At 38.9% G+C, this 25,133-nt stretch carries 17 protein-coding genes and 1 pseudogene; 5 read left to right on the top strand and 13 right to left on the bottom strand.

Translation table 11 applies throughout. From position 1 onward, the window contains the following. A partial coding sequence (locus A2003_RS13880; protein ID WP_286687518.1) for an FAD-dependent oxidoreductase occupies positions 1–271 on the top strand: 271 nt, incomplete at its 5' end. A gap of 47 nt (positions 272–318) precedes the next feature. Here the strand turns inward: A2003_RS13880 and A2003_RS13875 are convergent. The 6 genes and pseudogenes from A2003_RS13875 to A2003_RS13850 all read right to left on the bottom strand — a co-directional run bounded on the left by A2003_RS13875 (position 319) and on the right by A2003_RS13850 (position 9,935). Continuing rightward, the gene (locus A2003_RS13875) at positions 319–2,337 is read right to left on the bottom strand and encodes a lipase family alpha/beta hydrolase (protein ID WP_286687517.1); all 2,019 of its coding nucleotides are present in this window, start codon (positions 2,335–2,337) and stop codon (positions 319–321) included. Between the two features lie 120 nt (positions 2,338–2,457). After that, the gene (locus tag A2003_RS13870) at positions 2,458–3,357 is read right to left on the bottom strand and encodes an ABUW_2363 family tetratricopeptide repeat lipoprotein (protein ID WP_286687516.1); all 900 of its coding nucleotides are present in this window, start codon (positions 3,355–3,357) and stop codon (positions 2,458–2,460) included. A gap of 113 nt (positions 3,358–3,470) precedes the next feature. Continuing rightward, on the bottom strand, positions 3,471–4,283 hold the full coding sequence (gene cysE / locus A2003_RS13865) for a serine O-acetyltransferase (RefSeq protein ID WP_004954858.1): 813 nt from the start codon (positions 4,281–4,283) through the stop codon (positions 3,471–3,473). Beyond that, complete coding sequence (locus A2003_RS13860) at positions 4,276–5,121, bottom strand: RNA methyltransferase (protein ID WP_286687515.1); 846 nt, start codon at positions 5,119–5,121, stop codon at positions 4,276–4,278. Before A2003_RS13860 ends, cysE begins: the two co-directional genes overlap by 8 nt. Before the next feature lie 14 nt (positions 5,122–5,135). Continuing rightward, complete coding sequence (gene dnaE / locus A2003_RS13855) at positions 5,136–8,699, bottom strand: DNA polymerase III subunit alpha (RefSeq protein WP_004954852.1); 3,564 nt, start codon at positions 8,697–8,699, stop codon at positions 5,136–5,138. Between the two features lie 169 nt (positions 8,700–8,868). Continuing rightward, positions 8,869–9,935: pseudogene (locus A2003_RS13850) on the bottom strand (asparaginase). A gap of 553 nt (positions 9,936–10,488) precedes the next feature. On the opposite strand from A2003_RS13850, the gene A2003_RS13845 reads away from it, so the two are divergent. Further along, positions 10,489–11,391: an SEL1-like repeat protein gene (locus A2003_RS13845; protein ID WP_004962636.1), complete on the top strand. Its 903-nt coding sequence runs from the start codon at positions 10,489–10,491 to the stop codon at positions 11,389–11,391. A gap of 40 nt (positions 11,392–11,431) precedes the next feature. Here A2003_RS13845 and A2003_RS13840 read toward each other — a convergent pair whose 3' ends face one another. Beyond that, a complete protein-coding gene (locus A2003_RS13840) occupies positions 11,432–12,862 on the bottom strand; it encodes a pyridoxal phosphate-dependent aminotransferase (protein ID WP_075696621.1) in 1,431 nt (476 codons plus the stop codon). A 241-nt stretch (positions 12,863–13,103) separates the two neighbouring features. Between A2003_RS13840 and msrB the strand changes: the two genes are divergently transcribed. Further along, positions 13,104–13,523, top strand: a complete 420-nt coding sequence (msrB, locus tag A2003_RS13835; RefSeq protein ID WP_004911848.1) for a peptide-methionine (R)-S-oxide reductase MsrB — start codon at positions 13,104–13,106, stop codon at positions 13,521–13,523. Beyond that, positions 13,520–14,008, top strand: a complete 489-nt coding sequence (locus A2003_RS13830) for a glutathione peroxidase (RefSeq protein WP_004954840.1) — start codon at positions 13,520–13,522, stop codon at positions 14,006–14,008. Before msrB ends, A2003_RS13830 begins: the two co-directional genes overlap by 4 nt. Before the next feature lie 56 nt (positions 14,009–14,064). Here A2003_RS13830 and A2003_RS13825 read toward each other — a convergent pair whose 3' ends face one another. The 3 genes from A2003_RS13825 to A2003_RS13815 form a co-directional block, all read right to left on the bottom strand. Continuing rightward, positions 14,065–17,214 (bottom strand): efflux RND transporter permease subunit, encoded by a 3,150-nt coding sequence (locus tag A2003_RS13825; RefSeq protein ID WP_286687514.1) that lies wholly within the window; start codon positions 17,212–17,214, stop codon positions 14,065–14,067. A gap of 1 nt (position 17,215) precedes the next feature. Further along, the gene (locus A2003_RS13820; protein ID WP_087540884.1) at positions 17,216–18,406 is read right to left on the bottom strand and encodes an efflux RND transporter periplasmic adaptor subunit; all 1,191 of its coding nucleotides are present in this window, start codon (positions 18,404–18,406) and stop codon (positions 17,216–17,218) included. Positions 18,407–18,551: 145 nt separating this feature from the next. Continuing rightward, positions 18,552–19,004, bottom strand: coding sequence for an Lrp/AsnC family transcriptional regulator (locus A2003_RS13815; protein WP_004962624.1), 453 nt, complete (start codon positions 19,002–19,004; stop codon positions 18,552–18,554). Between the two features lie 155 nt (positions 19,005–19,159). Between A2003_RS13815 and A2003_RS13810 the strand changes: the two genes are divergently transcribed. Further along, positions 19,160–19,777, top strand: a complete 618-nt coding sequence (locus A2003_RS13810) for a LysE family translocator (protein WP_075696618.1) — start codon at positions 19,160–19,162, stop codon at positions 19,775–19,777. A gap of 55 nt (positions 19,778–19,832) precedes the next feature. Here A2003_RS13810 and dapC read toward each other — a convergent pair whose 3' ends face one another. Genes dapC through purT form a run of 3 tightly spaced genes read right to left on the bottom strand, consistent with a single transcriptional unit; the run spans position 19,833 to position 24,936 of the window. Next, a complete protein-coding gene (gene dapC, locus A2003_RS13805) occupies positions 19,833–21,002 on the bottom strand; it encodes a succinyldiaminopimelate transaminase (protein WP_087540779.1) in 1,170 nt (389 codons plus the stop codon). A gap of 25 nt (positions 21,003–21,027) precedes the next feature. Then, a complete protein-coding gene (glnD, locus tag A2003_RS13800; RefSeq protein ID WP_286687513.1) occupies positions 21,028–23,694 on the bottom strand; it encodes a [protein-PII] uridylyltransferase in 2,667 nt (888 codons plus the stop codon). Between the two features lie 24 nt (positions 23,695–23,718). Then, positions 23,719–24,936, bottom strand: a complete 1,218-nt coding sequence (purT, locus tag A2003_RS13795; protein ID WP_171053789.1) for a formate-dependent phosphoribosylglycinamide formyltransferase — start codon at positions 24,934–24,936, stop codon at positions 23,719–23,721. Between the last annotated feature and the right edge of the window lie 197 nt (positions 24,937–25,133).

Raw genomic sequence — 25,133 nt, 5'->3', positions numbered from 1 at the left:
TGCGACTGATGTAGAACACACAGTAGAACTTGCGGGAATCTTTGTACAAATTGGTTTATTGCCAAATACGGATTTCCTAAAGAACAGTGCAGTCGAACTCAGCAATCGTGGTGAGATTGTGATTAATGATCGTAATGAGACCAATGTACAGGGTGTATTTGCAGCAGGTGACTGTACGACAGTACCATACAAGCAAATCATCATCGCAACAGGCGAAGGTGCGAAAGCTGCATTATCTGCCTTTGATTACATGATTCGTTCTACGAATTAATTAGAACTAGTAATAAAAAAGCCCAAAGTTAACTTTGGGCTTTTTGTTTAGCTTTGAGGTTTATATAAACCGTGTTCCACAAGATGTTGTCTTAAAATTCGTCTTAATTCGAGGACTGCTTCGGGCGTTTCTTGAATTGAATGACCACCTGTAATAATTTTTTCAGAAACAGCTCCATCTAGGTGAGCACTTTTATAGGGAACTATTCCATCTGTCATGACGTTAGGGTCTTGGCTCTTTGTGATATTTCCCATGATGGAATGAAACAGCAGACCTTTCTGTGGAGGAATATCAGCCGTTAACTCCATAAATTTGGATTTTTTACTTAGATCACTTGGACCATTCTGAATAACATCATTAGTAAGTGTTTTTACAAAATCTTTTAGCTCAACATCATTACTTGTTAAAGTATCTGCCAGTGTTGTGAGAAATGTGGTCGGTAGTTTAATGATTTTTCGTGCTGCGAGAGTAAACCAACGATCAGCGTAATCTGTACCTTTATGCGGTGCTGCAAGAAAAATCGCACGATCAAAATTAGATACAGGTTGCATTTTTAGTCGCTCACCAATTACGGGATGCTTGCGTAAACGAGTTTGCTGACGACTACTCATCATCACTAATGCTTCTTTTGATATATCAGCATTGCTCACTAAAAGACGACTGATAATCCCACCCATACTATGTCCAATGAGAACAGCATCTTTGGCTGCAGCATCTTGCATATTCACCGAGCCAAATGCTTGTTTAAGTAGAGCATATATTTGAAAACGACTTTCTAAGATTGGCATATTGGTTGAATAAAAAACTTGCCAGACTTGATAATGTTCACGAAGTACAGGATCACCCATAATATCGTTTGTTACCGCAATCCATGCTTCAGGACTACTAGCTAAACCATGGACCAATACGATGACTTTTTTATTAGGATTGTAAGGTTCCAGCATATATAAATGCGGCATGGTTAGGTGTTGATCACGATCAATTAAAGTTAAGTAAGCTGCTGCTCCTAAATTATTTTCAGACAACCATAAACCATATGGTGCAGAGAAATTTGCAGCCAATGAATAAGGTTTTCCAGCGATATTAACTTTTTCAACGCTATATGGATCGTAGACTTTAATCTCAAATTCTGGGCTATTTAACACTTCATCGGCTGTTGCTGCGGCGCGTTTAGGTTGAGCAATAATAGTCGCAGCTAAATAACGAGCTTTATGAATATTCGGATTTGTACCTTTAGGGTAGTTATAGTTGAGAGGATCTAAAATATATTTATTCTCAAACTTATTGGTATTGTCTGCAGGGAATACTGCTACAAAATCAGAACCAAAACCATCGCGTCGGTTAATTGCTCTTAATCCAGAGAAGTTCATGTTATAGCTAGAGACAAATTTTTCTAGCTTCATATTCTGTAAACGTTGATAAGCTTGGATATCAATCGTATACGTACTTTTCCCAATTTTAATAGTCGGTGCGAGGTCTTTGGATGGATTTCTTAGACTATGAATATTGACCAGTTGAGTTAATGCTTGGTTGTAAAAGTCACGAATTTGTACTTGGCGGTTATCAAAAAGTCGTTCTTGTGGTGCGCGACTGGTTTTAAATAGATAAGCATAGCTATAGCGAATACTTTTATCTAAAGCTTCTAATTGTTGATCTAAGCACTGCTCATAATTTTTCTGAATATTCTTTTGTTCTTCCTCGGATTTGTGTTTGCTTAGTTTACTTATTTTGCATTCTGATGAGTCCGCTAGGGCTTTGGATTTCGCTAGAAATAATTCACTGCTAGTCGATAAGAGCTGTTCATCTAAGATTTGAGGAATCTTATGTAAATCTGCAATGCACTCATCTGCAGATTGCATGCAATACTTTGCTTCTTTACCTGACATCGATAAAACATTGAGACTTGCTTCGCTGAGTCTTTTTTGAGTCAGGATACTATTTCTCTCATTAGCAATTGTGACATCAATGGCTTGCTGTTTTAAGCTTACAACTTGGCAACCACTCATGACGACTGTACTGAGTAGCGTTATTGCAAATAGGCGATGTGAAGAATTAAATGCACGCATTAGGGTTTCAGTAAATTGAGAGCAGGATTACCGCTATAATACGAAAAAAGGATGCATTTTCAATCAACATAAAAAAATAGACCGTATAAAACGGCCTATTTTTACAAAAAAGAGAGTAATTTAGTTAAGAACTTGCCACATGTTCCAACGTTTTCCTGATTCAACTTCTTGAATCAAACGGTCAACTACTTCTGCTTCATCAGGATAATTAATTTTGTAATTTTTGAGCGTTTGAAGCGCATTTTTCTTCTGTTCAAGCCATAAGAAATTGTTTGCAGCAGAAAGATAAGCCTCTTGCACTCCACCTTTAATCGCTTTATCTAGGTATGGAATCGCTTCACGTTGTCCACCACCTTCTGATAATCCAAAACCGAACCAAAAATTGGTTTCAGGATCGTTAGGGTTAATCTCTAAAATTCGTTGAGCATAAGTTAAAGACTTAGATGTGTAAGCTGTACCCAAGTCAAGGTTGCGAGCCATTACACTGGCTTTAAATGCACGGGTCAAAATATCCATCGATGCATTCGGTTTCTCAGCGAGAGCATCTAGTTTGTGTGTGATTTCTTTTAGCTTTACTTCATATCCTTTGCGTTCTTGGCGTTCAGTAAATCGAGGAGGGTAATGACGTGCTTTTCCTTCAACTAGTTGTAAGAAGTCATCAATTTCCGTTACATCAATTTCATTTTCGCCTGGAAGAACCGCATATTTCATCCGTCTTTCAGAACTATCAATTGTTGGGACAATCAATTTATTAATATCTAAAGTTGCAGATTTTGTTGGGTCATTTTGCAAAGAAACAACCATCTTTGTCACTGGTTGTGTAGAGGCGTCTTTGATGGCAACTTCAAAGCTTGGTGGTGCATCATATTTGATTGGATTTAAAGCATAGAATGGTGGTGTCGGATCTGGTTCTTTGAACACAAATGGTTCAACAATCTTCTCTTTTTTGGTCGGCGCAATACCACATGCGGTTAAAAATGTGGTTGAAATTACAAGTAATGCCAAAGGCTTAAAATTCATGCTTTACATCCATTAATTTTAGTAAAATGAGAAGTAGTTCGTTGGTTTTACCAGTCTAGGAAAAGCAAAACCAACTTGCAATGAAAAGCTTGTTACATTTCTTATAAATTATATTATGTTGTTGATGTTTTGCTTTGTGCTTCACACTCTCTTCTAACTTCTTCAATAATCTTAAGTTCTTCTTTACTCAATGGTTGATTTTTACCACCTTGAGGTTTGAATGTTGGGTCAAGCTCAGATAGACGCTGACATAGAATATTCATACGCTTTTCATTTTTCTGCATACGATCTAATAACACGCGTATGCCTTCTAAAATAGGATCTGATTGATCTTGAGTTGTTGCATAAGGTTGGAAACCGATGCTTTCTGCATAGTCGCGACGGTTTGCTTCATCTTGCTCAACTTGATTTTTATCTTTAAAGATATAACGTGCTGGGTTACCTACAGCGGTAACGCCTTCAGGAACTTCTTTGGTCACTACAGCATTTGAACCAACTTTCGCCCCTTTATGGACAGTAAATGGTCCTAATATCTTAGCTCCAGCGCCAACAACAACACCATCTTCTAAAGTTGGGTGGCGTTTACCTTTGTTCCAAGTAGTACCACCAAGCGTAACGCCATGGTACAGGGTGACATCATCACCAATTTCAGCTGTTTCCCCAATCACAACACCCATGCCGTGATCAATAAAAAAACGTTTTCCAATTTTTGCACCTGGATGGATTTCTATCCCAGTTGCAAATCGACTAAATGACGAGAGCAGGCGAGCTGTACCTTTGTGATCTTTTTTCCAGAGTTCATGTGCTACACGATGCATAATTAATGCATGAATACCAGGATAAGTGGTTAAAACCTCAAGTGTATTTCGAGCCGCAGGGTCACGTGCAAATACAGCTTCAATGTCTTCTTTTAGCTGTTTAATCATGAGAGTGATCCTCCGTCTGTGTTTTTTTCCATGAACCATTGGCTAAAGCTTGTACTCGACTGAAAATACCGCGCAATAAATGATATTCCATACGATCTAATTGTATTCTTCCAAATAAACGACGCAAATGCAAAGGCAATAAACGTGGATTATTTGGATCTAAGAATTCAATTTCAGTTAGCATTTTTTCTAAATGAGGATAGAACTCTTCCATTTGTTTCTGTGTCACTAATGGCTCGTCCCATTGCATACTTTGATTTTGCTTTAGTTGCATATGTTCTTGCGGGTCAGTCTGATCAGTGTTTTGCTGATTGAGCTCAAGTGCTGCCATCCTTAATTCATAGCATACCACTTGAATTGCCTGAGCTACATTTAAAACGCCATAACTTGGATTGACTGGAATAGTTAAATGGTAGTTTGCTAATGCTAACTCTTCATTGGTCAGACCACGATCTTCGCGACCAAAGACGATTGCAATATTTTGATCTAAATTGGCTGCTTTTAAACTTTCTTGAGCTGCAGGGCGAACATCAAGCAGAGGCCAAGGAATAGTACGGCTGCGAGCACTGGTTCCAAACACCAGATGGCAGTCTTCAATTGCTTGTTCCAAAGTATCAACGATTTGTATTTTTTCGATTAAATCTTGGGCGCCAGCGGCTAAAGCATCAATATCAGGATGAGGATAGGTTTTAGGTGCTACCAATATTAATTTAGACAATCCCATCGTTTTCATGGCACGAAGTGCACTACCTATATTGGCAGGGAGAGTCGTATTTACCATAACAATACGAACATGATCCAATTGTTTGGACACGTCATTTTGGTCAAACAGGTTCATAAATGATCCAATTTTTAAGAATATTGAGAAACTTCGGCTTGATACAGATCTAAAGCATCATCTATAGACATATTTGCAGGTGGAGGAGGAACCACACTTACTTTGGGTGTTTCAATGACTTTTGCTGCTTTGGATTTTACTTGATATTCAATATATATCGCATCTTTGCCAAAGTAGTCACGTAATTTACCAAGCAGTTCATCTAAAGGAGCAACTTTCCACTGAGCACCTAAATGTAACTCAGCTGTCGCAAAACTTTGATCGATAAGAAGCTGTATACCGATATGCTGACACATATCTACATTGCAATATGGTAAGAGAATGTTTTGCATATCTTTTGCTAAAGATTTAGTCATGAGATCGTGTGGCATACGTATTTGAATGGATTGAGCACGTTTTTGACGAATTTCATTCAAACTAAATGCTTTACTTAAACGTGCCATTGGGCGGTCAAAGCCTTCACGCTCATAAATCTCGCCTTCGATCACGATGACTTGTTCTAAGCGCACAATATCTTTATATCGTTGAAAACGTTCATGATTGCAACTAACTTCAATTCGTGCAGTGCCATCGTCTAAAGTGATCATGATACGGTTTGGAAAGTTTGCTACATCGAGTACCAAACCAGCAAATACGGTGGTTACACCACGACGTGTCGGGGTAACTTCATTCAGTTTTGCAGGAATGAATGCTTTTAATTCTGAACGATATACATCGATTGGATGTCCTGTTAAGTAAAGTCCAAGTGTATCTTTTTCACCTTTTAAACGAACTTCATCTGACCATGGTTTAACAGGTTTAGCTGGTTTACGCTGAACTTCTTCAACTTCACCAAATAAATCCATAATTCCTGTTTCACGATTGCTTCGTGCTTGTTCCGCAGCTTGAACGGCTTCAGGAAGCTGAGCCATAAGACTGGAACGTTCTATTCCTAAACAGTCGAGTGCACCAGCACGAATAAGCGCTTCGAGTGTACGTTTGTTAATTTTTTTCAGATCAATACGATGGCAAAAATCAAACAAATCTTTATATGGCCCATCTTTAATACGTGAATCGATCACAGACTGCATTGCCTGCTCACCAACACCTTTGATTGCACCTAAACCATAGACGATTGTACGCTCATCAATGGCATGGAAATGATACAAGGACATATTTACAGAAGGGGGAAGAACTTCGAGTTTGTTATTACGACAGTCATCAATTAAGAATACGACACTATCCGTATTCTGCATTTCCGATGACATTACCGCTGCCATAAATTCAGCTGGATAATGTGCTTTCAACCATGCAGTATGGTAAGCAACTAAAGCATAAGCGGCCGCATGTGATTTGTTAAAACCGTAACCCGCAAATTTTTCCATGTAATCAAAGATATGGTTCGCTGTTGCTTCATCAATATCTTTTTCTGCCGCACCTTTAATAAAGATTTGGCGTTGTTTTACCATTTCTTCAGGTTTTTTCTTACCCATTGCACGGCGCAATAAGTCGGCTCCGCCAAGCGTATAGCCAGCGCAGAACTGTGCTGCCTGCATTACTTGTTCTTGATAAACCATAATCCCATAGGTTGGTTCTAAGACACTTTCAAGCAAAGGATGCAAATATTCGAATTCTCCACCGTGCATACGATGGATAAAGTCTGGAATGAGGTCCATCGGACCAGGACGATACAAGGAAACGAAAGCAATAATCTCTTCGAATTTGCTTGGTCTAGCTTCCTTTAACATCTTTTTCATGCCGACGGATTCAAACTGGAAAACCGCAGTCGTATTTGCCTCAGCAAATACGAGATAAGCATCTTTATCATCTAATGGTACATTAGCGATATTTAGTGGGACATCTGATTGAATTCTTTTATTAATATTTTGAACAGCATCTTCAATTACTGTTAAATTTCGCAGTCCTAAGAAGTCGAATTTAACTAAACCTGCTGCTTCAACATCATCTTTATCATATTGAGCTACACGGTTTGTGCCATCAGGATCACAGATAACGGCCGAGTAATCTGTAATTTTTCCAGGTGCGATGACAACACCACCCGCATGTTTACCTGTGTTACGTGTAATGCCTTCTAATTTTAGCGCCATTTCCCAAATTTCAGCAGCATCATCATGATCAGGGTTTGCAGGGTTGGTGACGATATCTTTCAGTTGTGGTTCAAGCTCTATGGCCTGTTTTAAGTCTACACCCAATGGTTTTGTTGGAACCATTTTGGAGATACGGTCAGCTAAACCATAAGATTTACCTAAGACACGTGCTACGTCACGAATTGCACCTTTTGCAGCCATTGTTCCAAAGGTTGCAATCTGTGAAACTGCTTCACGTCCGTAATTTTGTGCAACATATTCAATAACACGGTCACGACCTGCAATACAAAAATCGACATCAAAGTCAGGCATTGAGACACGTTCAGGATTTAGAAAGCGCTCAAATAATAGGTCGTACCGTAAAGGATCAAGGTCAGTAATTTTTAAACTATATGCAACTAATGAACCTGCACCCGAACCACGCCCTGGTCCTACAGGTACACCATTGTTTTTTGCCCATTGGATAAAGTCCATGACGATAAGGAAGTAACCTGGGAATCCCATCTTAAGGATGATATCGACTTCATATTTGATTCGTTCATCATACGGCTTTCGAATATCAGGCCAATCTTCATCGCGTTCATCAATTGGATATAGATGATTTAAACGTTCTTCTAAACCTTCTCGTGATAAATGTTCGAAATAGGTATCAATGGTATAACCATCAGGAATAGGGAAATCAGGCAAGAAATAGGTACCAAGCTGCAAGGCAACGTTGCAACGTTTTGCAATTTGGTAAGTATTTTCAATCGCACTAGGAATGTCAGAGAATAACTCAGACATTTGTTCTGCTGTTTTAAAGTATTGTTCAGGACTATAAGGTTTAGGACGCTTATCATCACCTAATACGTATCCGTCTGCGATACAAACACGCGCTTCATGAGCATAAAAATCGTCTTGCTCGATAAAGTGGATATCGTTATGAGCCACTACACCGATTTGGTACTTAGCAGCAAGTTTTACCGCCTCAACAATAAAATCTTCTTCCCCAACACGATCTGTGCGCGTCAAACTAAGATAGACACGATTTCCAAATTTACTAATCCAGTCTTCAAGAAGAGGTTCTGCTTTCTGAGGGTTGGAAGAGCAGAGCATTTTGCCTACATCACTGTGTTGCCCCAATAGAATGATTAAATCTTCTGCTTGTTCTAATACCCATTCTTTTTGAACACAAGGAACACTAAGTTGCTGACCTTCGATGAATCCTCTAGACACTATTTCCGTTAAATTTCGCCAACCTGTATTGCTCATCGCAAGTAAAGTTGCACGATGTTCAGCATCATTCAATCGAATAACACTGCCCATAATAGGCTTAATCCCTTTACCTAAGCACGCACCATAGAATTTAACAGCGGCATGTAGGTTAGAAAGATCAGTAATTGCTAAAGCTGGCATTTCTTCAGCAACAGCAGCTTTGACCAAATCAGGTATGCGAACTATCGATTCTGTAATCGAAAACTCTGTGTGAATACCAAGATGAACAAACTGCATAAATCTATCCTAAACGCGATTGAAGAATATTCTAACACGCTCTGTTTAGGACAGTTGTCTAATATTTTTGCAATAGAATGCTGTTCGGAAGGATCTAACCAAGAATAAATAAAAAAACGATGCTAATCAGATCAACTGATTAACATCGATTTGGATTTCAGCTTAGCAATTAGTATTGCCAAAAGATCGCTGAATTTCTTTTGCATCATTAGTTTTTGTCAGTGCTAAAGCAGTCAAAATACGAGCTTTTTGTGGGTTTAGATCATGTCCAGCCACCCAACCATATTGATCATCAGGTTGTTCTGCATTTCGTAATACAAAACCTTGACCTACGCGAGATGAACGGACAATTTGAATGCCTTGTTCATCATGTAGTTGTTTCAATGTCGGAACAAGATATTTTGCTACCGAACCATTTCCTGTTCCTGCATGAATAATCGCTTTCGTTCCAGCTTTTGCATAAGCAAGATAAGCTTCTGGTGTCATTGAACCTGAACCATATGCGATTTGAACCAATGGAAGTTGATCACCTTTGATGTTTTCAATATTAAATTCAGAGTTGTTAGTATGACGTTTGATACTATTTCTGAACCAATAAGGTTTGCCCTCAACGATTGTACCTAATGCGCCCCATTGGCTTATAAATGCATTGGTATGAATGTTAATCCCTTTGGTTGCATCACGCGCAGCAAAAATTGAATCATTCATCACAATGAAAACACCTTTATTTTTTGCTTCTCCAGATGCAGCGATTGCAACGGTACTATAAAGGTTGAGTGGGCCATCTGCTGAAAGAGCAGTTGATGGACGCATAGAACCAACAAGAACGATAGGTTTTTCAGTGTGAATAACTAGATTTAGAAAGAATGCCGTTTCTTCTAGCGTATCGGAACCGTGAGTAATCACAACGCCATTTACAGATGGTTTTTTAACTAAATCATTGACTTGGCGGGCAAGGGAGAGTAACTCTTTGTCAGTGATATTTTCAGAAGCGATTTAAAGGGCTTGAATACCACTTACATTTGCTAGATCTTTGATTTGAGGAACAGCATTAATTAAACCATCGACTGGAACTTTGGCTGCGGTATATGTGGCACTGTTCGTTGAGCTTGCACCCGCACCAGCAATTGTTCCACCTGTTGCTACAACTACGACATTGTTTTTCGCATGTAACGCAACTGATGAAGCAATCAGTGTTAAAGCTAATCCAAATGATTTAACCGTTTTAGTAATCATTAATCACAATCCTGTATTTTAATTTTCCATAGATGTGCTATGTCTACACACGATATGACACTGGAATATTATTCAAATTTTTATGGATCAAAATCATTGGCATTATATTTTTTTCGACTACATCTAATTTATGTCGAAACAATGAGAAGTTGGGTTTTAAATTTATAATATTTAATTGCTATTTTAAGGTGTGAAAATCATGAATTTCATAAGGTATTTATGATCAAATGGTCAATTTTTTATTTTTCATATGAGGACTTTATGCTTTAGTCGTATTGTAAGAACCATAATTTTCAATACTTGTGCTATGGCAAAAAGCAAACATTGATATTTTTTAACACATTTATCCATTTCCCATTATTTTATTTTTCATGTGATATTAGGTGGTGAAAAAACTTGTTCTGAATCATTCACCTCAAAGTGCTACGGTTATAGTGAGCTTTTAAAAGATGGGTTTATTTCATCTAATTGGTAAATTTAAATTTAAGTTTACTTGGATGTTTTTGACGTTAAAATAGAGACCAATAAAAAATTTATCCATGAGAAATTTATAATGAAATTAAAGAATATTGTTCTTTCAATACTATTAAGTAGCAGTGTCACTATTTCGAGTACTGTTTATGCCGAAGATGTTCCGTTTAGCCAAGAACTCGTAGAGCAGGCAAAATCAGGTAATGCTGAAGCACAAAATAATTTAGGTGATGCTTATTACTACGGAAATGATGTTGATCAAGATTTTGGTAAGGCTTTAGAGTGGTTCAAAAAGTCAGCTGCGAAAGGAAATGCAGATGCACTTTTTTCAGTCGGTTACATGTATGACTATGGTGAGGGCACAGAAGAAGATAATCCAACTGCATTAAAGTGGTACACCCAAGCTGCACAAAAGGGGCAACTGTATGCTCAATACTACCTTGGTTTTCTCTATTTGTATGGAGATGAAGGAGTTGGAGTGAATAGTAAAAAAGGCTTGGAGTGGATGACTAAATCTGCTGATGGAGGATTAGATTTAGCTCAGGCTGAATTAGGTCACTTATATAATGATGGAAGTGATGGAGTCACTCAGGATTTCAAAAAGGCTCTCCATTATTATCAGCTAGCGGTAAAACAAGATGAGCCAACAGCGATCAATAATCTTGGGATTTTCTATCTAGAAGGTAAGGGTGGTATAAAGCAGGATTATAAAGAAGCGCTAAGATTATTTACCCTTGCTTCTGAGGCAGATAACGGTTTGGGGTCATCAAATATTGCTTATATATATGAAGAAGGCAAAGGCGTCGTAAAAAACTATAAAAAAGCGGCTGAATATTACGAGCTTGCAGTTGATCAGGGTGAGAATGAGTGTTTGTTGGATTTAGCTCGTATCTATGAAAAAGGTGGTTTTGGTCTGAAACAAGATCTAAAAAAATCAAAAGAATACGAAGCTCAGTGGGATGAAATTCAAAGTTCAGAATACTGATAAAAAATCCCCCTTTAGATAGGGGGATTTTTTTAGATGCTTAGCGCATTTTTGCCAAGAAACGGCTTAAACGATTGATTGCTTCACGTAATTCATTTTCAGCTGGTAAAAATACAACACGGAAGTGGTCTGGGGTTGGCCAGTTAAATCCTGTGCCTTGTACTAAAAGTACCTTTTCAGCTTTCAGTAAATCAAGCATGAGCTTTTCATCATCTTCAACTGGATAAATCTCGGGATCCAGTTTAGGGAAACAATACATCGCCCCATCAGGTTTCACACAACTTACACCTGGAATTTCATTTAACATTTCCCATGCAATATTGCGTTGTTCATATAAACGACCACCAGGACGAATCAAGTCATTAATTGATTGATAGCCGCCTAATGCTGTTTGAATCGCATACTGAGCTTGATGGTTTGAACACAAGCGCATTGATGCTAGCATATCTAAACCTTCGATATAATCAGCAGCTCGTGCCTTGTCACCTGTAATCGCCATCCACCCAGCACGATAACCTGCGATTCGGTATGCTTTAGACAAACCATTAAATGAAATACACAATTGATCACCAGCTAATGCTGCTAGAGCAACGTGTTCAATTCCGTCATAAACGATTTTGTCGTAGATTTCATCTGCAAATAAAATGAGATCGTATTTCTTCGCTAAAGCAACGATCTGTTCTAAAACGTGTCTAGGGTAAACAGAACCAGTTGGGTTGTTTGGGTTAATTACAACAATACCACGAGTATTTGGTGTAATTTTACTTTCCATATCTGCGAGATCTGGATACCAATAGTTTTCTTCATCACACTTATAGTGGATTGCTGTGCCGCCTGACAGATTTACCGCAGCTGTCCATAAAGGATAGTCTGGCATTGGAACAAGCATTTCATCGCCATCATCTAGCAAACCTTGCATTGCCATTACGATTAATTCTGAAACACCATTGCCTACATAGACATCATTGACATGCATGTCAAAGACGCCTTTTTGCTGATAGTACTGACAAATGGCTTTACGAGCAGGGAAAATCCCCTTTGAGTCTGTATATCCAATTGCATTCGGTAGGTTTAATGCTACGTCATTAATAATTTCTTGTGGTGCTTCAAAACCAAAAGGTGCAGGGTTACCAATATTTAGCTTAATAATTTTATGCCCTTGCTCCTCCATTTCATTGGCGGCGCGTAATACTGGTCCACGAATGTCATAACATACATGCTCAAGCTTTGAAGACTTTTTGATTTGTCGAGGCATTTGAGCTGAGTGGGGTGTAGCAGTATTTTTAGGCATAGCGGGATTCACTTTTGCATATCGATATAGATAACTTTTAAATGTTTCAACTGTAACCAGATCAAGATCATGTTGATCTCTCAGTAATTCAACAATTTTTTCATGCGTAAAACCAGATTGTTGATACTGTCTGATGGTTGGTAATAGATTTTTAAAAACCACACTTTTTTTCTGTGACATTTTTTGTCCAATACAACCGCGCTGAACAAGAATACCACTATGACTGCTTACTTGAAAGGTGTTTTAAAATGAAAATTGCTTACTTGTGTAAAAATATTTTGCTTACTATTTGCTATTTTAATATAAGTGCTTAAATTACGATAAATTACACATTGAAAGACTAGAGTTTTTTTTTTGAATGGCGTAAATATAAAGCATGATCATCAAGATATTTTTTACAACAAAATAATAGGTGCTGGCTATGGGAAAAGTGAATAAAACAGATCGAGAATGGCAAAGAGAGTTGTCACCAGAAGAATATCGTATCACTCGTAAAAAAGGCACAGAACCCGCATTTACAGGTCAATATTGGAATAGCAAACAACATGGCATTTACGTATGTCGTTGCTGTGGTGCTGAGTTGTTTTCTTCAGAAACGAAATACGACAGTGGTTCGGGATGGCCAAGTTTCTATCGACCGATTGATAATAGTGCAATAGAAGAGCACGAAGACATATCACATGGTATGGTCAGAACAGAAATTGTCTGCCATGATTGCGATGCACATTTGGGCCATGTGTTTGAGGATGGCCCACAGCCGACAGGACTGCGTTATTGCGTGAATTCGGCATCATTACAACTTAAAACAGAAGAAAAGAATGACGAGGAAACGTATCCATGAGTAACATTTATCAGTTTGAAGCTGAATTGTTAGAGGGAGAAACAAAGGCGCTCGCTGATTATAAAGGCAAGGTCATGCTGATTGTGAACACCGCAAGTAAATGCGGTTTCACTCCGCAATTTGCAGGACTTGAGAAGCTTTACGAAAAATATAAATCTCAAGGATTAGAAATTTTAGGGTTTCCTTGCAATCAATTTGGAGGGCAAGATCCAGGGACAAATAAGGAAATTGGGAATTTTTGTCAAAGGAACTATGGTGTAACTTTTCCAATGTTTGCAAAGGTTGATGTGAAAGGGCCGGAAGCACACGTTATTTTTAGATTTTTGACACGTGAGGCAAAAGGTATTTTGGGTAGTCAAAATATCAAATGGAACTTCACAAAATTCTTGGTTGGTCGTAATGGTGAGGTTTTGGGGCGATATGCACCAACCACTAAACCTGAAGCTTTAGAAGCTGATATAGAGAAAGCTTTAGCGAAAAAGTAACAATAATATAAGTATTAAAAAAAGACGGTCATAAGACCGTCTTTTTCACATACAGATCAAAGCTGTTCAACCGCTTGATCTTTGGTTTTTCTAAAGCTATGCAGCTTGCGATTAATATCATCAATAAAGGTATACACCACTGGAATAACCAATAAAGATAAGAAAGTGCTCGTGATTAAACCACCAATTACTGAAATTGCCATTGGTGCACGGAAGCTTGGATCTGTTCCGATACCCAAAGCGATAGGTAGCATACCTGCACCCATAGCAAGGGTTGTCATAATAATCGGGCGCGCACGTTTATGACAGGCATCAAGCAAAGCATTAAATCGTGAATAATCTTTCTCTTTTCTTGCGATGATCGCGTAATCGACTAAAAGAATAGAGTTCTTACTTGCAATCCCCATCAGCATAATTAGTCCAATCAAACTTGGCATTGAAAAGCTGCTTTTTGCCAAAAGCAACAATACAAATGCACCGCCCAAAGACAATGGTAATGCGACCAAAATGGTAATAGGTTGTAAGAAGTCTTTGAATAAGAGTACTAAAACGACATAGATACATAGCACCCCTGTGAGCATTGCCAATCCAAAGCTTGAGAAAAGCTCCTGCATTACCTCAGCATCACCAATATTGGTACGTTTCACGGTAGGTGGTAAGTTTTTCATCGTTGGTAATTGATCAACTTTTGCTGCTACATCACCAAGCGGTTGGTTATTCAACTCAATATTAAAATTAATATTGCGCAGGCGATTGAAACGATCGATTTGTGATGGACCGCTTTCAATATTGACATCAGCAATTGTGCCTAACATCACTGGACCATGACTTCCTTTGATCATTAAGCGTTTAATTAATTCCTGATCTTGACGTGCAGAAAGCGGAAGTTTGATCACGACAGGAACTTGTCGTTGCGATAAATTTAATTTTGCTAGGTTTTGGTCGAAATCACCTGCAGTGGCAATTCTCAGTGTTTCTGCGATATCAAAAGTTGTAACCCCAAGATCAGCTGCTTTAGCAAAATCTGGGCGGATAACCAACTCTGGACGAATGAGTGCTGCACTGGAAGTAATACTGCCGATGTTTGGAATTGTGCGTAATTCGCGTTCCAGCTTACGTGCTGTTGAAATAAGAGCTTCAGGATCATCACCTGATAAGGCGAGTTGATATTGGCTATTGTTCCCTGCGATACCGACTTGAATACGAGCACCGGGTAAAGGAGCGAGTCGCTGACGTATTTCACTTTCGATTTCTTGCAAACTTAAACTACGATCTGAGCGCTCTGAGGTTTGGATGGTTAGAGTTGCTTTTCGAGGCTCACTGGATGCACCACCAGAAAAAGGATCTGAACCAGCTGCACCACCACCGATGGTTGTATAGATGCTTTTGATTTCTGGATGATCTTTAATAAGATTTCGTGCGTATTCGGCAGTTTTTAAGGTGTCTGCGAATTGTGAACCTGGAGTGAGTTCTAATCTTACTTGAGTTTGTCCTGTGTCAGGTGGTGGAACAAAACCTGTAGGTAGAAGCGGAATCATCATAATGGAGCCGATGAAAAACAGAATAGCACCACCAAGCGTAACCCAACGGTGATGTAGACACCACGTGACTAGACGCATATAACCACGCATAACACGGCCATCTTTTTCTCGGTCACGTGCAAGTTTGGATGTCCCTTCATCATTTAATCTATCTGCATCTGAGTTTTCTGCTGTGTTTTCAACTTTACCAATCCAAGGCTTCAGAATATAAGCTGACATCATTGGTGTTAGTAATCGAGCAACTAGAAGTGAGGCAAATATTGCTAGCGCTGCTGTCCAACCAAATTGAACAAAGAATTTTCCTGCGATTCCGCTCATGAATGCGGTGGGAAGGAATACAGCAATCAATGTAAATGTGGTTGCAATAACAGCTAGCCCAATCTCATCGGCTGCTTCCATAGCAGCTTCATAAGGTGTTTTACCCATCCGTAGATGCCGAATGATATTTTCAATTTCAACAATTGCATCATCCACCAAGATACCCACGACGAGTGACATAGCGAGTAGTGTTACGGTATTTAAGGTAAATCCAAAATAGTACATGCCGATTAAGGCAGGCAAAATAGAAAGAGGTAAAGCTGTAGCTGCAATAATCGTAGCTCGCCAATCGCGTAGAAACAGCCAAACCACTAAAATTGCAAGAATTGCCCCTTCATAAAGTAGTGACATCGAACCTTTATAATTGTCAGCAACAGGCTTAACGAAGTTAAAGGCTTCTGTGATTTTGATATCAGGATGAGATGCCTTAAGCTTATCTAATGCTTCAATAACGCCTTTTTCAACATCAACTTCACTTGCACCTTTACTTCGTGTGATCTCAAAACCGATTACTGGCTGTCCATTCAGTAATGCTGCTGAACGTCGTTCCGCTATTCCATCTCGAATTGTAGCCACTTGATCAAGTCTGATATGTCGACCATCACTTAAAGCGATATCCATGGCACCAATTTCAGCAGCTGTTTTTACAGTTGCAATCGTACGAATGGATTGTTCACTGCCACCAATCTTGGTTTGTCCACCTGAAGCATCTTGTTGAACCAAACGAAGCTGGCGAGTGATATCCGTTGCAGTCGCATTGAGTGCCAATAATTTTTCAGGATCGAGTTCGACTTCAACTTGGCGGGTGACACCACCAACACGTGCAACAGCACCCACACCTTTAACCTGTAACATAGCACGAGCAATATCGTAATCCACGAACCACGAAAGAGCTTCTTCATCCATTTTAGGGGATTGGATGGTATAGGTGAGGATAGGTGAACCAGATAGATTAATTTTACTAACAATCGGGTCTCTTAAATCAGCAGGTAGGTCTGAACGTACTTGTGAAACAGCATTACGCACGTCATCAACAGCTTCTTGTAGTGGCTTTTCTAGCTGAAATTCTGCGGTGACAGTCACAACACCATCTTGAATGTTTGTGTACTGATTTCTTAGACCTTGTAGCGTTGCAATTGAGTTTTCAATTTTTCGAGCAACTTCTGTTTCTAACTGTGGTGGAGCTGCACCTGGTAATGCGGCGGAAACAGTCACCATCGGTAATTCAATATCGGGAAATTGTTGTATTTTCATCCAGTGAAAACATAACAGACCTGCCAATCCAAGCATGATGAATAAAAGAATTCCTGGAATTGGATTTCGGATTGACCACGCTGAGAAATTCATTTTATTTCTCCTGCGATTTTACAAGCTTTTGAGTAAGTGGCGTTTCAGGAATTGCTTGCGCAACATTCACTAAATCACCATCGGTCAAGAAACCTGTACCAGAAGAAACTACTTTTACATTTAACGGGAGGTCTAAGATTTCAACTCGATCATTTTGTCGACGTCCTGTTGTTACTTTTTTCTGTGTTACACGGTTGTTTTGATCAAGTACAAAAACATAGGAAAATCCATCACGGAGCAGTAGAGCGGTCTGAGGAATGGTGATTGCTGTTTTTTCACCTAGATCAAACTCTCCCTTTACAAACATTCCCATACGAATTGCTTGAGTTGTTGGTAAATCAACATATACCAAACCATAACGTGTTTGAGGATCAATTACTGGTGCAATCATTCTAACTTGACCTGTCACTTTGGGTTGTGAAGGATCAGGTGAAATAACGTGAGCAGTCATACCTTGTTGAAGTTTGTATAAATCTGTTGTTGTAACTTCAGCTCTCCACTCCAAGCGATGATCTCTAATCAAGCGGAATAATTCTTGACCTGTTTGTGCTAAAGAGCCAACGGTTGCAGTTCTAGCAGAAATGACACCGTTGTCAGGAGAAACGACTTGTGTTTGGGCTAAGCGCAGTTGATTACTTTCAATTTGTGCTTTTGCTGCATCTAAACGTGCTTGAGCTGTTGCTTGTGATGTTTGATATTGTGTTGATTCTTGAGCTGAAATAGCACCAGTATTTTTTAACTGCTGAATGCGCTTATTATTGGTAATTGCATCAGCCAAGACAGCTTGAGCTTCTGCATAGCTTGCTTTTGCTGCCGCTAAATCAGCACGAATAGTTTCACTATTAATTTCAGCTAAAATTTGACCACGTTTTACTTCATCACCGACATTTACATTCACGCGTGTCAATCTCTGTCCAGATAGCTCACTGCTAATTACAACTTCTTGCCAAGCTGCAATATTTCCATTCGCAGTAAAAACTTGTTTCCAGTTTTGTTGTTCTGGTGAAACTACTGTTACGGTCAGTGCAGCTTTTTGAGTGTTTGTTTGAGCATTTTTTTGCTTATCATCTGTATCTGAGTTTTTACTTGAACTCGTTTTCCACATAAAAAATGCAACAGTCATAAGTACAATAATGATTGCAGCAATCAACCAAACCTTTTTCTTTGTATTTTGTGAAGTTTGAAGAGCCATCTTTCCATAGTCACCAAATTTTGATGCCTAAGTATAGACGAACATTTCAACAGATGGTCAATAGTTAATAGACAGATGAATAGCTTTTAAATGCACTATATGTCGGGAGACAAATGAATTGAAAGCGGCTACATATTATGAATATTTAAAGAGGTAATAAGCGGTTGATCACCACATTTTTCATCACAATTGTTGAGGTGAGTCGTTGCACATTTGGTAATGCCGATAAACTATCATCATAGAGTTTCTGAAAACTTGCTAGATCTTTGGCAACCACATGGAGAAGATAATCAGGATTACCAAACAGACGTTGTGCTTGAATAACGTTAGCTATTTCACTGACTTTTTCTTCAAATTGAGATAGTGCGCTTTTATCTCCATCTTTAAGTGTCACAAAAATGATAGCTGAGAAATTAAATCCAATTTGAGATGCTTCCAAATCCGCATGATAGCCTTTGATTACACCTGATTCTTCCAAAGCCTTTACTCTACGATGGCAAGGAGACAAGCTTAGACCTACTTTTTCAGCGAGTTCTGTGATAGATAGTCGCCCATTTTTTTGTAATTCAGCAAGAATTTTCTTATCTGTGCGATCCATTTAGAAGAATCTCCTGAATAAATAGAAATAAAAGAAATTAATTAGGAAAACATTTTAACCATTTAAGCATATTCTCTCCAATAGATTTTTCAACAGATGGTTGAAATAAAAATTCATTTCAATCGTATTATATTGAAATAAATAGAGTTATTGATATGGATTTAAATGTAATTATTGCCTTTTGGTGTGTTTCAATCTTGTTTGTTTTAACACCTGGTGCTGACTGGGCGTATGCAATATTGGCGGGAATAAAAGGGAAGTTTATTGTCACAGCTGTTTCAGGGCTTGTACTGGGGCATTTTTTAGCGATTTTGTGTGTTGCAGCTGGTGTGGGCACTTTAGTTAGTCATTATCCAATTTTATTGACATCTTTAACGATTGTTGGCGCATGTTATTTATTGTGGATGGGAATAAGCTTGTTGATTCGACCAGCTACCATCTCAAGTACTGAACAGCAGACATCTGCGTTTGATTCAGCAAAGTCTTGGTTCGTTAAAGGTGTGGGAATTAGTGGTTTAAATCCAAAAGTTTTATTGCTCTTTTTTGCATTATTGCCGCCATTTATTCACCCAAACTTGCAGTTTTCAGCTACAGCTCAGATCCTTTCTTTAGGTATTATTCATTTAATTAGTTGCGCGATTGTTTATGTATTGGTTGGATTGGCAGCAAAGAAACTATTAAGTACTAGACCCTATGCGGTTAGGGTGGTAAGTCGAATTTCAGGTACGTTGATGGTTTTGATAGCCACAATTCTAATTATTGGTCAGGTTTAAGTTTTATTTCGGAATCTGTAATAGAAATCACTTACAGATTCCGAACTCATTGTATTTAAAGAATTGCTTTTAAGCGTTTAACCACTTCTTCACATTGAGCGAGATCAGCAACTAGAGCCATGCGCACGTGACCTTCGCCTGGATTGCCTTGTTCAGTATCACGAGATAAATAGCGACCTGGAAGAACTTTGATATGTGCTTTTTCCATAAGCATTTGAGCAAAAGTTTCATCATTGTCAACTTTTAACCAATAGTAGAATCCAGCATCTGGCTTTTGTAGTGGTAATAAATGACCAAGTTCGCTTTGGAATAATTCAAATTTCGCACGATATTGTTGGCGGTTTTCTTCCACATGTGCTTCATCATTCCATGCTGAAATAGATGCAAGCTGATGTTGAACAGGCATTGCTGCGCCATGATAGGTACGATACTGTAAATAAGGTTTTAATAATGCTGCGTCGCCTGCAACGAAACCAGAACGCATACCTGGAAGGTTTGAACGTTTTGAAAGTGAATGAAATACGATGCAATTCTTATAGTCATCACGTCCAATTTCAGCGCAGACTTCTAACAGGCCAATTGGTGCTTGGTCAAACCAAAGTTCTGAATAACATTCATCAGAAGCAATAACAAAACCATATTGATCAGACAGTGCGATTAGCTTCTTAAATTGTTCTTTTGAGAGTACGGTTCCAGTTGGATTTCCTGGTGTACATACAAACAATAAAGCTGTTTTTTCCCAAACTTCTGCAGGTACAGCATCAAAATCGCCTAAATAACCATTTTCTTCTGTACAGTTGATGAAATATGGTTTTGCACCAGCAAGTAACGCAGCACCCTCATAAATCTGATAAAAAGGGTTTGGCATCACAATATAAGGTGCATCTTCTCTTTTAATTAAAGCTTGTACAAAAGAAAAGATTCCTTCACGTGTGCCAGAAACAGGCAAAATATGTTCTTCTGCACTGATTTGATTCAGTGAAAAGCGATTTGTAAGCCATTGTGCAATACTTTGGCGCAGCTCAGGTAAGCCCTTACTGTTTGGATAGGTTGATAAATGTGCAAAGTTTTCAATAATTGCTTGTTTAACGAACTCAGGTGCAGGATGTTTCGGTTCACCAATAGACAATGGAATCAAAGGTAAATTGGCTGGTTGCACATTTTTAAAAAGTTGATTTAACTTTTCAAAAGGATACGGATGCAATAAAGACAAGCTAGAGTTCATTTAAACAGTTACCGAACAATAAAAATTAAGAGGGTGGATTACAAATTTGGTTTGATGCTTCATCAAGAGCCGCTTTTAGTGTCTCAGCAAAGAGTTTGACCTCTTCATCAGTTAACAACACACCATTTTTTTTGGTCACAAAGAAAATATCTTCAGCACGTTCACCTAGGGTAGCAATCCTCGCTGAGTGGATATCTAAACCTTGTAGCATGAAGAGAGCGCCAATACGTGCAAGTAAACCGGGTTGGTCAAGTGTCGATATTTCAACCATATGCTGTTGTAAAGCAGGGTTTAGTGCGATATCGACAGTGTTCTGAACATCGAAATGGCGCAAATGTCTTGGTATACGACGTTGCATGATACCAGGGTATTGGTCAGGATGGCTGAGCGCTTCAACCAATGCCAATTTCACTTTTCGTTCCCGTTCTGGGTCAGTCAGTAAGGTACCAAAACGATCTAAGACTAAATATGTGTCTAAACTAAACGCAGTACTTGCCGTAATAATTCGGGCGTCTTGAACATCAAGGTTCATACGATCTAGTACGGCTACTGTTGTGGCAAATAAGTTTGGCTGATCACGGGTATAAATAAAAATTTGTACTGCATCTTGCGCAGCATTGCGGTGAGCACGTAACAATACCAACGGAGCAGGGTTATCGCCGTGTTGTAATATGGCTTGAGTATGCCAAGCGATTTCATTTGCAGATTCTTTTACAAAGTATTCATCACCAAGTTCTTGCCAAACCTTTTCTACTTCAGCGAGTGAAAAATCATTCACTAACAATTCACTTGCAGCGAACTTGGTATCTTCAATCAGCATTTGATAATCAACTGGTCGACCTAGACCTGAACGAATCACATCACGTGCATAGGTATACAACTGGCGCATTAATGAAGCGCGCCATGTATTCCACAGTTTTGGATTTGTCGCATTGATATCTGCAACCGTAAGGGTGTATAGATAATCAAGATGCTCCATATCACCAACTTTTTCAGCGAATTCCTTCACTTCATCAGGGTCAGAAATATCTTTTTTCTGAGCAGTGAGTGACATCAGTAAGTGATTGTTGATTAACCATGCAACGAGTTTACATTCACGTTCAGTAAATCCGTGTGTGCGACAGAATTCAATGGCATCCAAAGCACCGAGTTCACTGTGATCACCGCCACGACCCTTGGCAATATCATGGAAGATTGCAGCAAGATAAACGATGTCGTGACGTGAAATACGTTGGAACACTGAACTTACGACAGGAAACTCTTTCGCAAATTCAGGCTCTTTAAAACGACTTAGGTTACGTAGCAATAATAAAGTGTGAGCATCGACTGTATAAATATGGAAAAGATCATATTGCATCAGTCCAGTAATTTGACCGAAAGCTGGGATGTAATTACCTAATACGCCATAACGTTTCATCGCGACCATAGTGTCATATAAATCGGGTGAACGAATAATCGACATAAAGAGTGCTTGATGATCAGGATTATCGCGGAAGCGTTGATCGATTCGTTTAGCTGCGAGCACAAGTAGTCGTAATGTACGCGCACGAATCCCTTTTATTTCAGGACGATTGGCGAGTAAATAGAATAACTCTAATATTGCACTTGGCTCTTCAGAGAAAACTTTGTGGTGCTGTACTGCAAGTTTACCATCTACGATTTTGAAACGTTCATTGATGTCTTCGATTTGACGTTCATAGTCTGGTAAGCGAGGGGTAATCACTGACTCGTTAAAATATGCTAAAAGCATTTCGTTCAGTGTTGAAACTTGCTGTGCTGTTCGATAGTAACGTTTCATGAATTGTTCAACGCTATAGTTGGCAGGTTGACCTTCTTCACGAATATAGCCAAATTTAGCAGCTATTTCTCTTTGATGATCGAATAAAAGTCTATTTTCATCACGTTTTGCCAAACGATGTAAATGGCTACGAATTTCCCATAAGAAGCTTTCTGCTTCTTCTAAAACTGCAAGTTCAAATTCTGTAATAAAGCCTAAATGCACTAGATCATAGATACGATTTACACGAAAATGGCGTTTAGCAATCCAACCTATTTGATTGATGTCACGGATACCGCCAGGCGCATTTTTAATATCTGGTTCGAGATTGCTTTCAGTATTATTGTGTTGAGCATAACGCTTAGCTTGCTCTTCCATTTTCGCATCATAGAAGGTTTTATCCGTCCATGTCTGTGCAACAATTCGACGTGGCCATTTTGCTAAATTTTCATTGCCTGTGATCAAGCGTGCTTCAATCAAGGTAGTAGCGACTGTTAAATCATTTGATGCTTGATCTACACAGTTTTGAATCGTGCGTACACTGGTACCTGGTTTAAAATTACCAACATCCCACAAAGAGGAAATGAAAGAAGAAATCAGCTTTTCATGTTCTTCACTGATCTCATCTTCAGACAAGATCATAATATCTGTATCTGAATATGGCAGCATTTCACGGCGACCATATCCACCTACAGCGAACAACCCTAAATTCGTTTGATCTAAACCTGCATGATTCCATAAAAAAATCAATGCTTCATCAATAGAGTTTGATCGAGCTTTAATAACTTCACGAATAGATTGCCCATTTTCATAACTCTCTTGTAATTGCTTTTCTACATCGGTTCGCCATTGGTTAATAGCTTTAATATCATGATGGCTGGTGACATAGTTCAGCAATGGAGATGTATTGATCATGAAAATGGGTCTACTCAATTTAGGTTAAACGTTGGTTTGAACATTCACTTGATCTGCGGCTTGTTTTGCCAGTTCACGAGCCAAGTCTGTATTTTCAGCACGTGCCGTAGCAACACCCATACGGCGGCGTTTGAAACCTTCAGGCTTACCAAACAAACGCAAGTCAGTGTTCGGGTTTGCCAAAGCAAAATTCAAGCCAGAAAAGCTAAGATTTTTTGCATCAACACCCGCATAAATCACTGCACTTGCAGCAACACTATGGCGTTCAGTATTGACTGGTAATCCTAGAATCGCACGTGCATGAAGTTCAAATTCACTTTGGAACTGAGAAGCGAGGGTAACTAATCCAGTATCATGAGGACGAGGTGATACCTCACTGAACCAAACTTTATCGCCTTTAATAAATAACTCTACACCGAAAATACCACAACCACCCAAAGCAGTCGTAACTTTATTAGCAATTCGTTTTGCTTCTTGTAAAGCTGCAGCAGTCATTGCTTGAGGTTGCCAGCTTTCTACGTAATCACCAGCATCTTGGCGATGCCCAATTGGATCACAGTAATGTGTTTCAATCTCACCAGTTTGAGGGTTTTTCGCACGAACTGTAAGTAGGGTAATTTCGAAATCAAAATCAATTTGTGACTCAATGATCACCGTGCCTTGATTAACTCGACCACCTTGCATTGCATAATCCCAAGCTGCATCAACTTCATCAAAGTTTTTTACTCGAGATTGACCTTTGCCAGAAGATGACATTACAGGTTTTACAAAGTTTGGATAACCAATATCATCGCATGCAGCACGGAAGCTTTCCAAAGTACTCGCGAAACGATATGCAGAAGTTGGTAAACCAAGTTCTTCAGCAGCTAAACGGCGAATACCTTCACGATTCATCGTAAGGTTTACAGCTTTTGCTGATGGGATCACCGTTGCCGTTTGAGACTGTTCGATTTCGACGAGAACTTCAGTCGCAATTGCTTCAATTTCTGGAACGATTAGATTAGGTTTGATTGTTTCAATCAGTTGTTTTAATTCGGTAGGATCAGCCATATTCAAAGTATATGAATAATGAGCAACTTGCATAGCAGGTGCATCGTCGTAACGATCAGCAGCATGAACTTCGACACCTAAACGTTGTAAAGATATAACAACTTCTTTACCTAGCTCTCCAGAACCTAACAGTAAAACCTTAAATGCAGAAGATTGAAGTGGAGTTCCAAGAGTGACGCTCATGCGCATAATCCTATCCTGAGTAATTTGTGTTTAAGCATAGCAGAACTTTTTGTTGAATTAAGCTCGCGAGGAACAAAAATACTAGGTTTTTGTTAGACAAATAATGGCTTTAAGTTTCTTTATCCAAGATGGAAAGACAACTATTTATATAAATTAAATGATTTTGGCTTTGTTGCACAAACCTATCTGTAAAGGCTTTTTCAGCG

Source organism: Acinetobacter sp. GWC1_38_13 (genome assembly GCF_001767535.1).
In the GTDB taxonomy this organism is placed as follows: Bacteria; Pseudomonadota; Gammaproteobacteria; order Pseudomonadales; family Moraxellaceae; genus Acinetobacter; species Acinetobacter junii.
This window is presented reverse-complemented; position numbering and strand designations above follow the sequence as displayed.

What these genes read in the sequence shown, in the direction of transcription:
- A2003_RS13875 (WP_286687517.1), bottom strand. Translation starts at nt 2,337, where the DNA reads ATGCGTGCATTTAATTCTTCACATCGCCTATTTGCAATAACGCTACTC.
- A2003_RS13870 (WP_286687516.1), bottom strand. Translation starts at nt 3,357, where the DNA reads ATGAATTTTAAGCCTTTGGCATTACTTGTAATTTCAACCACATTTTTA.
- cysE (WP_004954858.1), bottom strand. Translation starts at nt 4,283, where the DNA reads ATGATTAAACAGCTAAAAGAAGACATTGAAGCTGTATTTGCACGTGAC.
- A2003_RS13860 (WP_286687515.1), bottom strand. Translation starts at nt 5,121, where the DNA reads ATGAACCTGTTTGACCAAAATGACGTGTCCAAACAATTGGATCATGTT.
- dnaE (WP_004954852.1), bottom strand. Translation starts at nt 8,699, where the DNA reads ATGCAGTTTGTTCATCTTGGTATTCACACAGAGTTTTCGATTACAGAA.
- A2003_RS13845 (WP_004962636.1), top strand. Translation starts at nt 10,489, where the DNA reads ATGAAATTAAAGAATATTGTTCTTTCAATACTATTAAGTAGCAGTGTC.
- A2003_RS13840 (WP_075696621.1), bottom strand. Translation starts at nt 12,862, where the DNA reads ATGTCACAGAAAAAAAGTGTGGTTTTTAAAAATCTATTACCAACCATC.
- msrB (WP_004911848.1), top strand. Translation starts at nt 13,104, where the DNA reads ATGGGAAAAGTGAATAAAACAGATCGAGAATGGCAAAGAGAGTTGTCA.
- A2003_RS13830 (WP_004954840.1), top strand. Translation starts at nt 13,520, where the DNA reads ATGAGTAACATTTATCAGTTTGAAGCTGAATTGTTAGAGGGAGAAACA.
- A2003_RS13825 (WP_286687514.1), bottom strand. Translation starts at nt 17,214, where the DNA reads ATGAATTTCTCAGCGTGGTCAATCCGAAATCCAATTCCAGGAATTCTT.
- A2003_RS13820 (WP_087540884.1), bottom strand. Translation starts at nt 18,406, where the DNA reads ATGGCTCTTCAAACTTCACAAAATACAAAGAAAAAGGTTTGGTTGATT.
- A2003_RS13815 (WP_004962624.1), bottom strand. Translation starts at nt 19,004, where the DNA reads ATGGATCGCACAGATAAGAAAATTCTTGCTGAATTACAAAAAAATGGG.
- A2003_RS13810 (WP_075696618.1), top strand. Translation starts at nt 19,160, where the DNA reads ATGGATTTAAATGTAATTATTGCCTTTTGGTGTGTTTCAATCTTGTTT.
- dapC (WP_087540779.1), bottom strand. Translation starts at nt 21,002, where the DNA reads ATGAACTCTAGCTTGTCTTTATTGCATCCGTATCCTTTTGAAAAGTTA.
- glnD (WP_286687513.1), bottom strand. Translation starts at nt 23,694, where the DNA reads ATGATCAATACATCTCCATTGCTGAACTATGTCACCAGCCATCATGAT.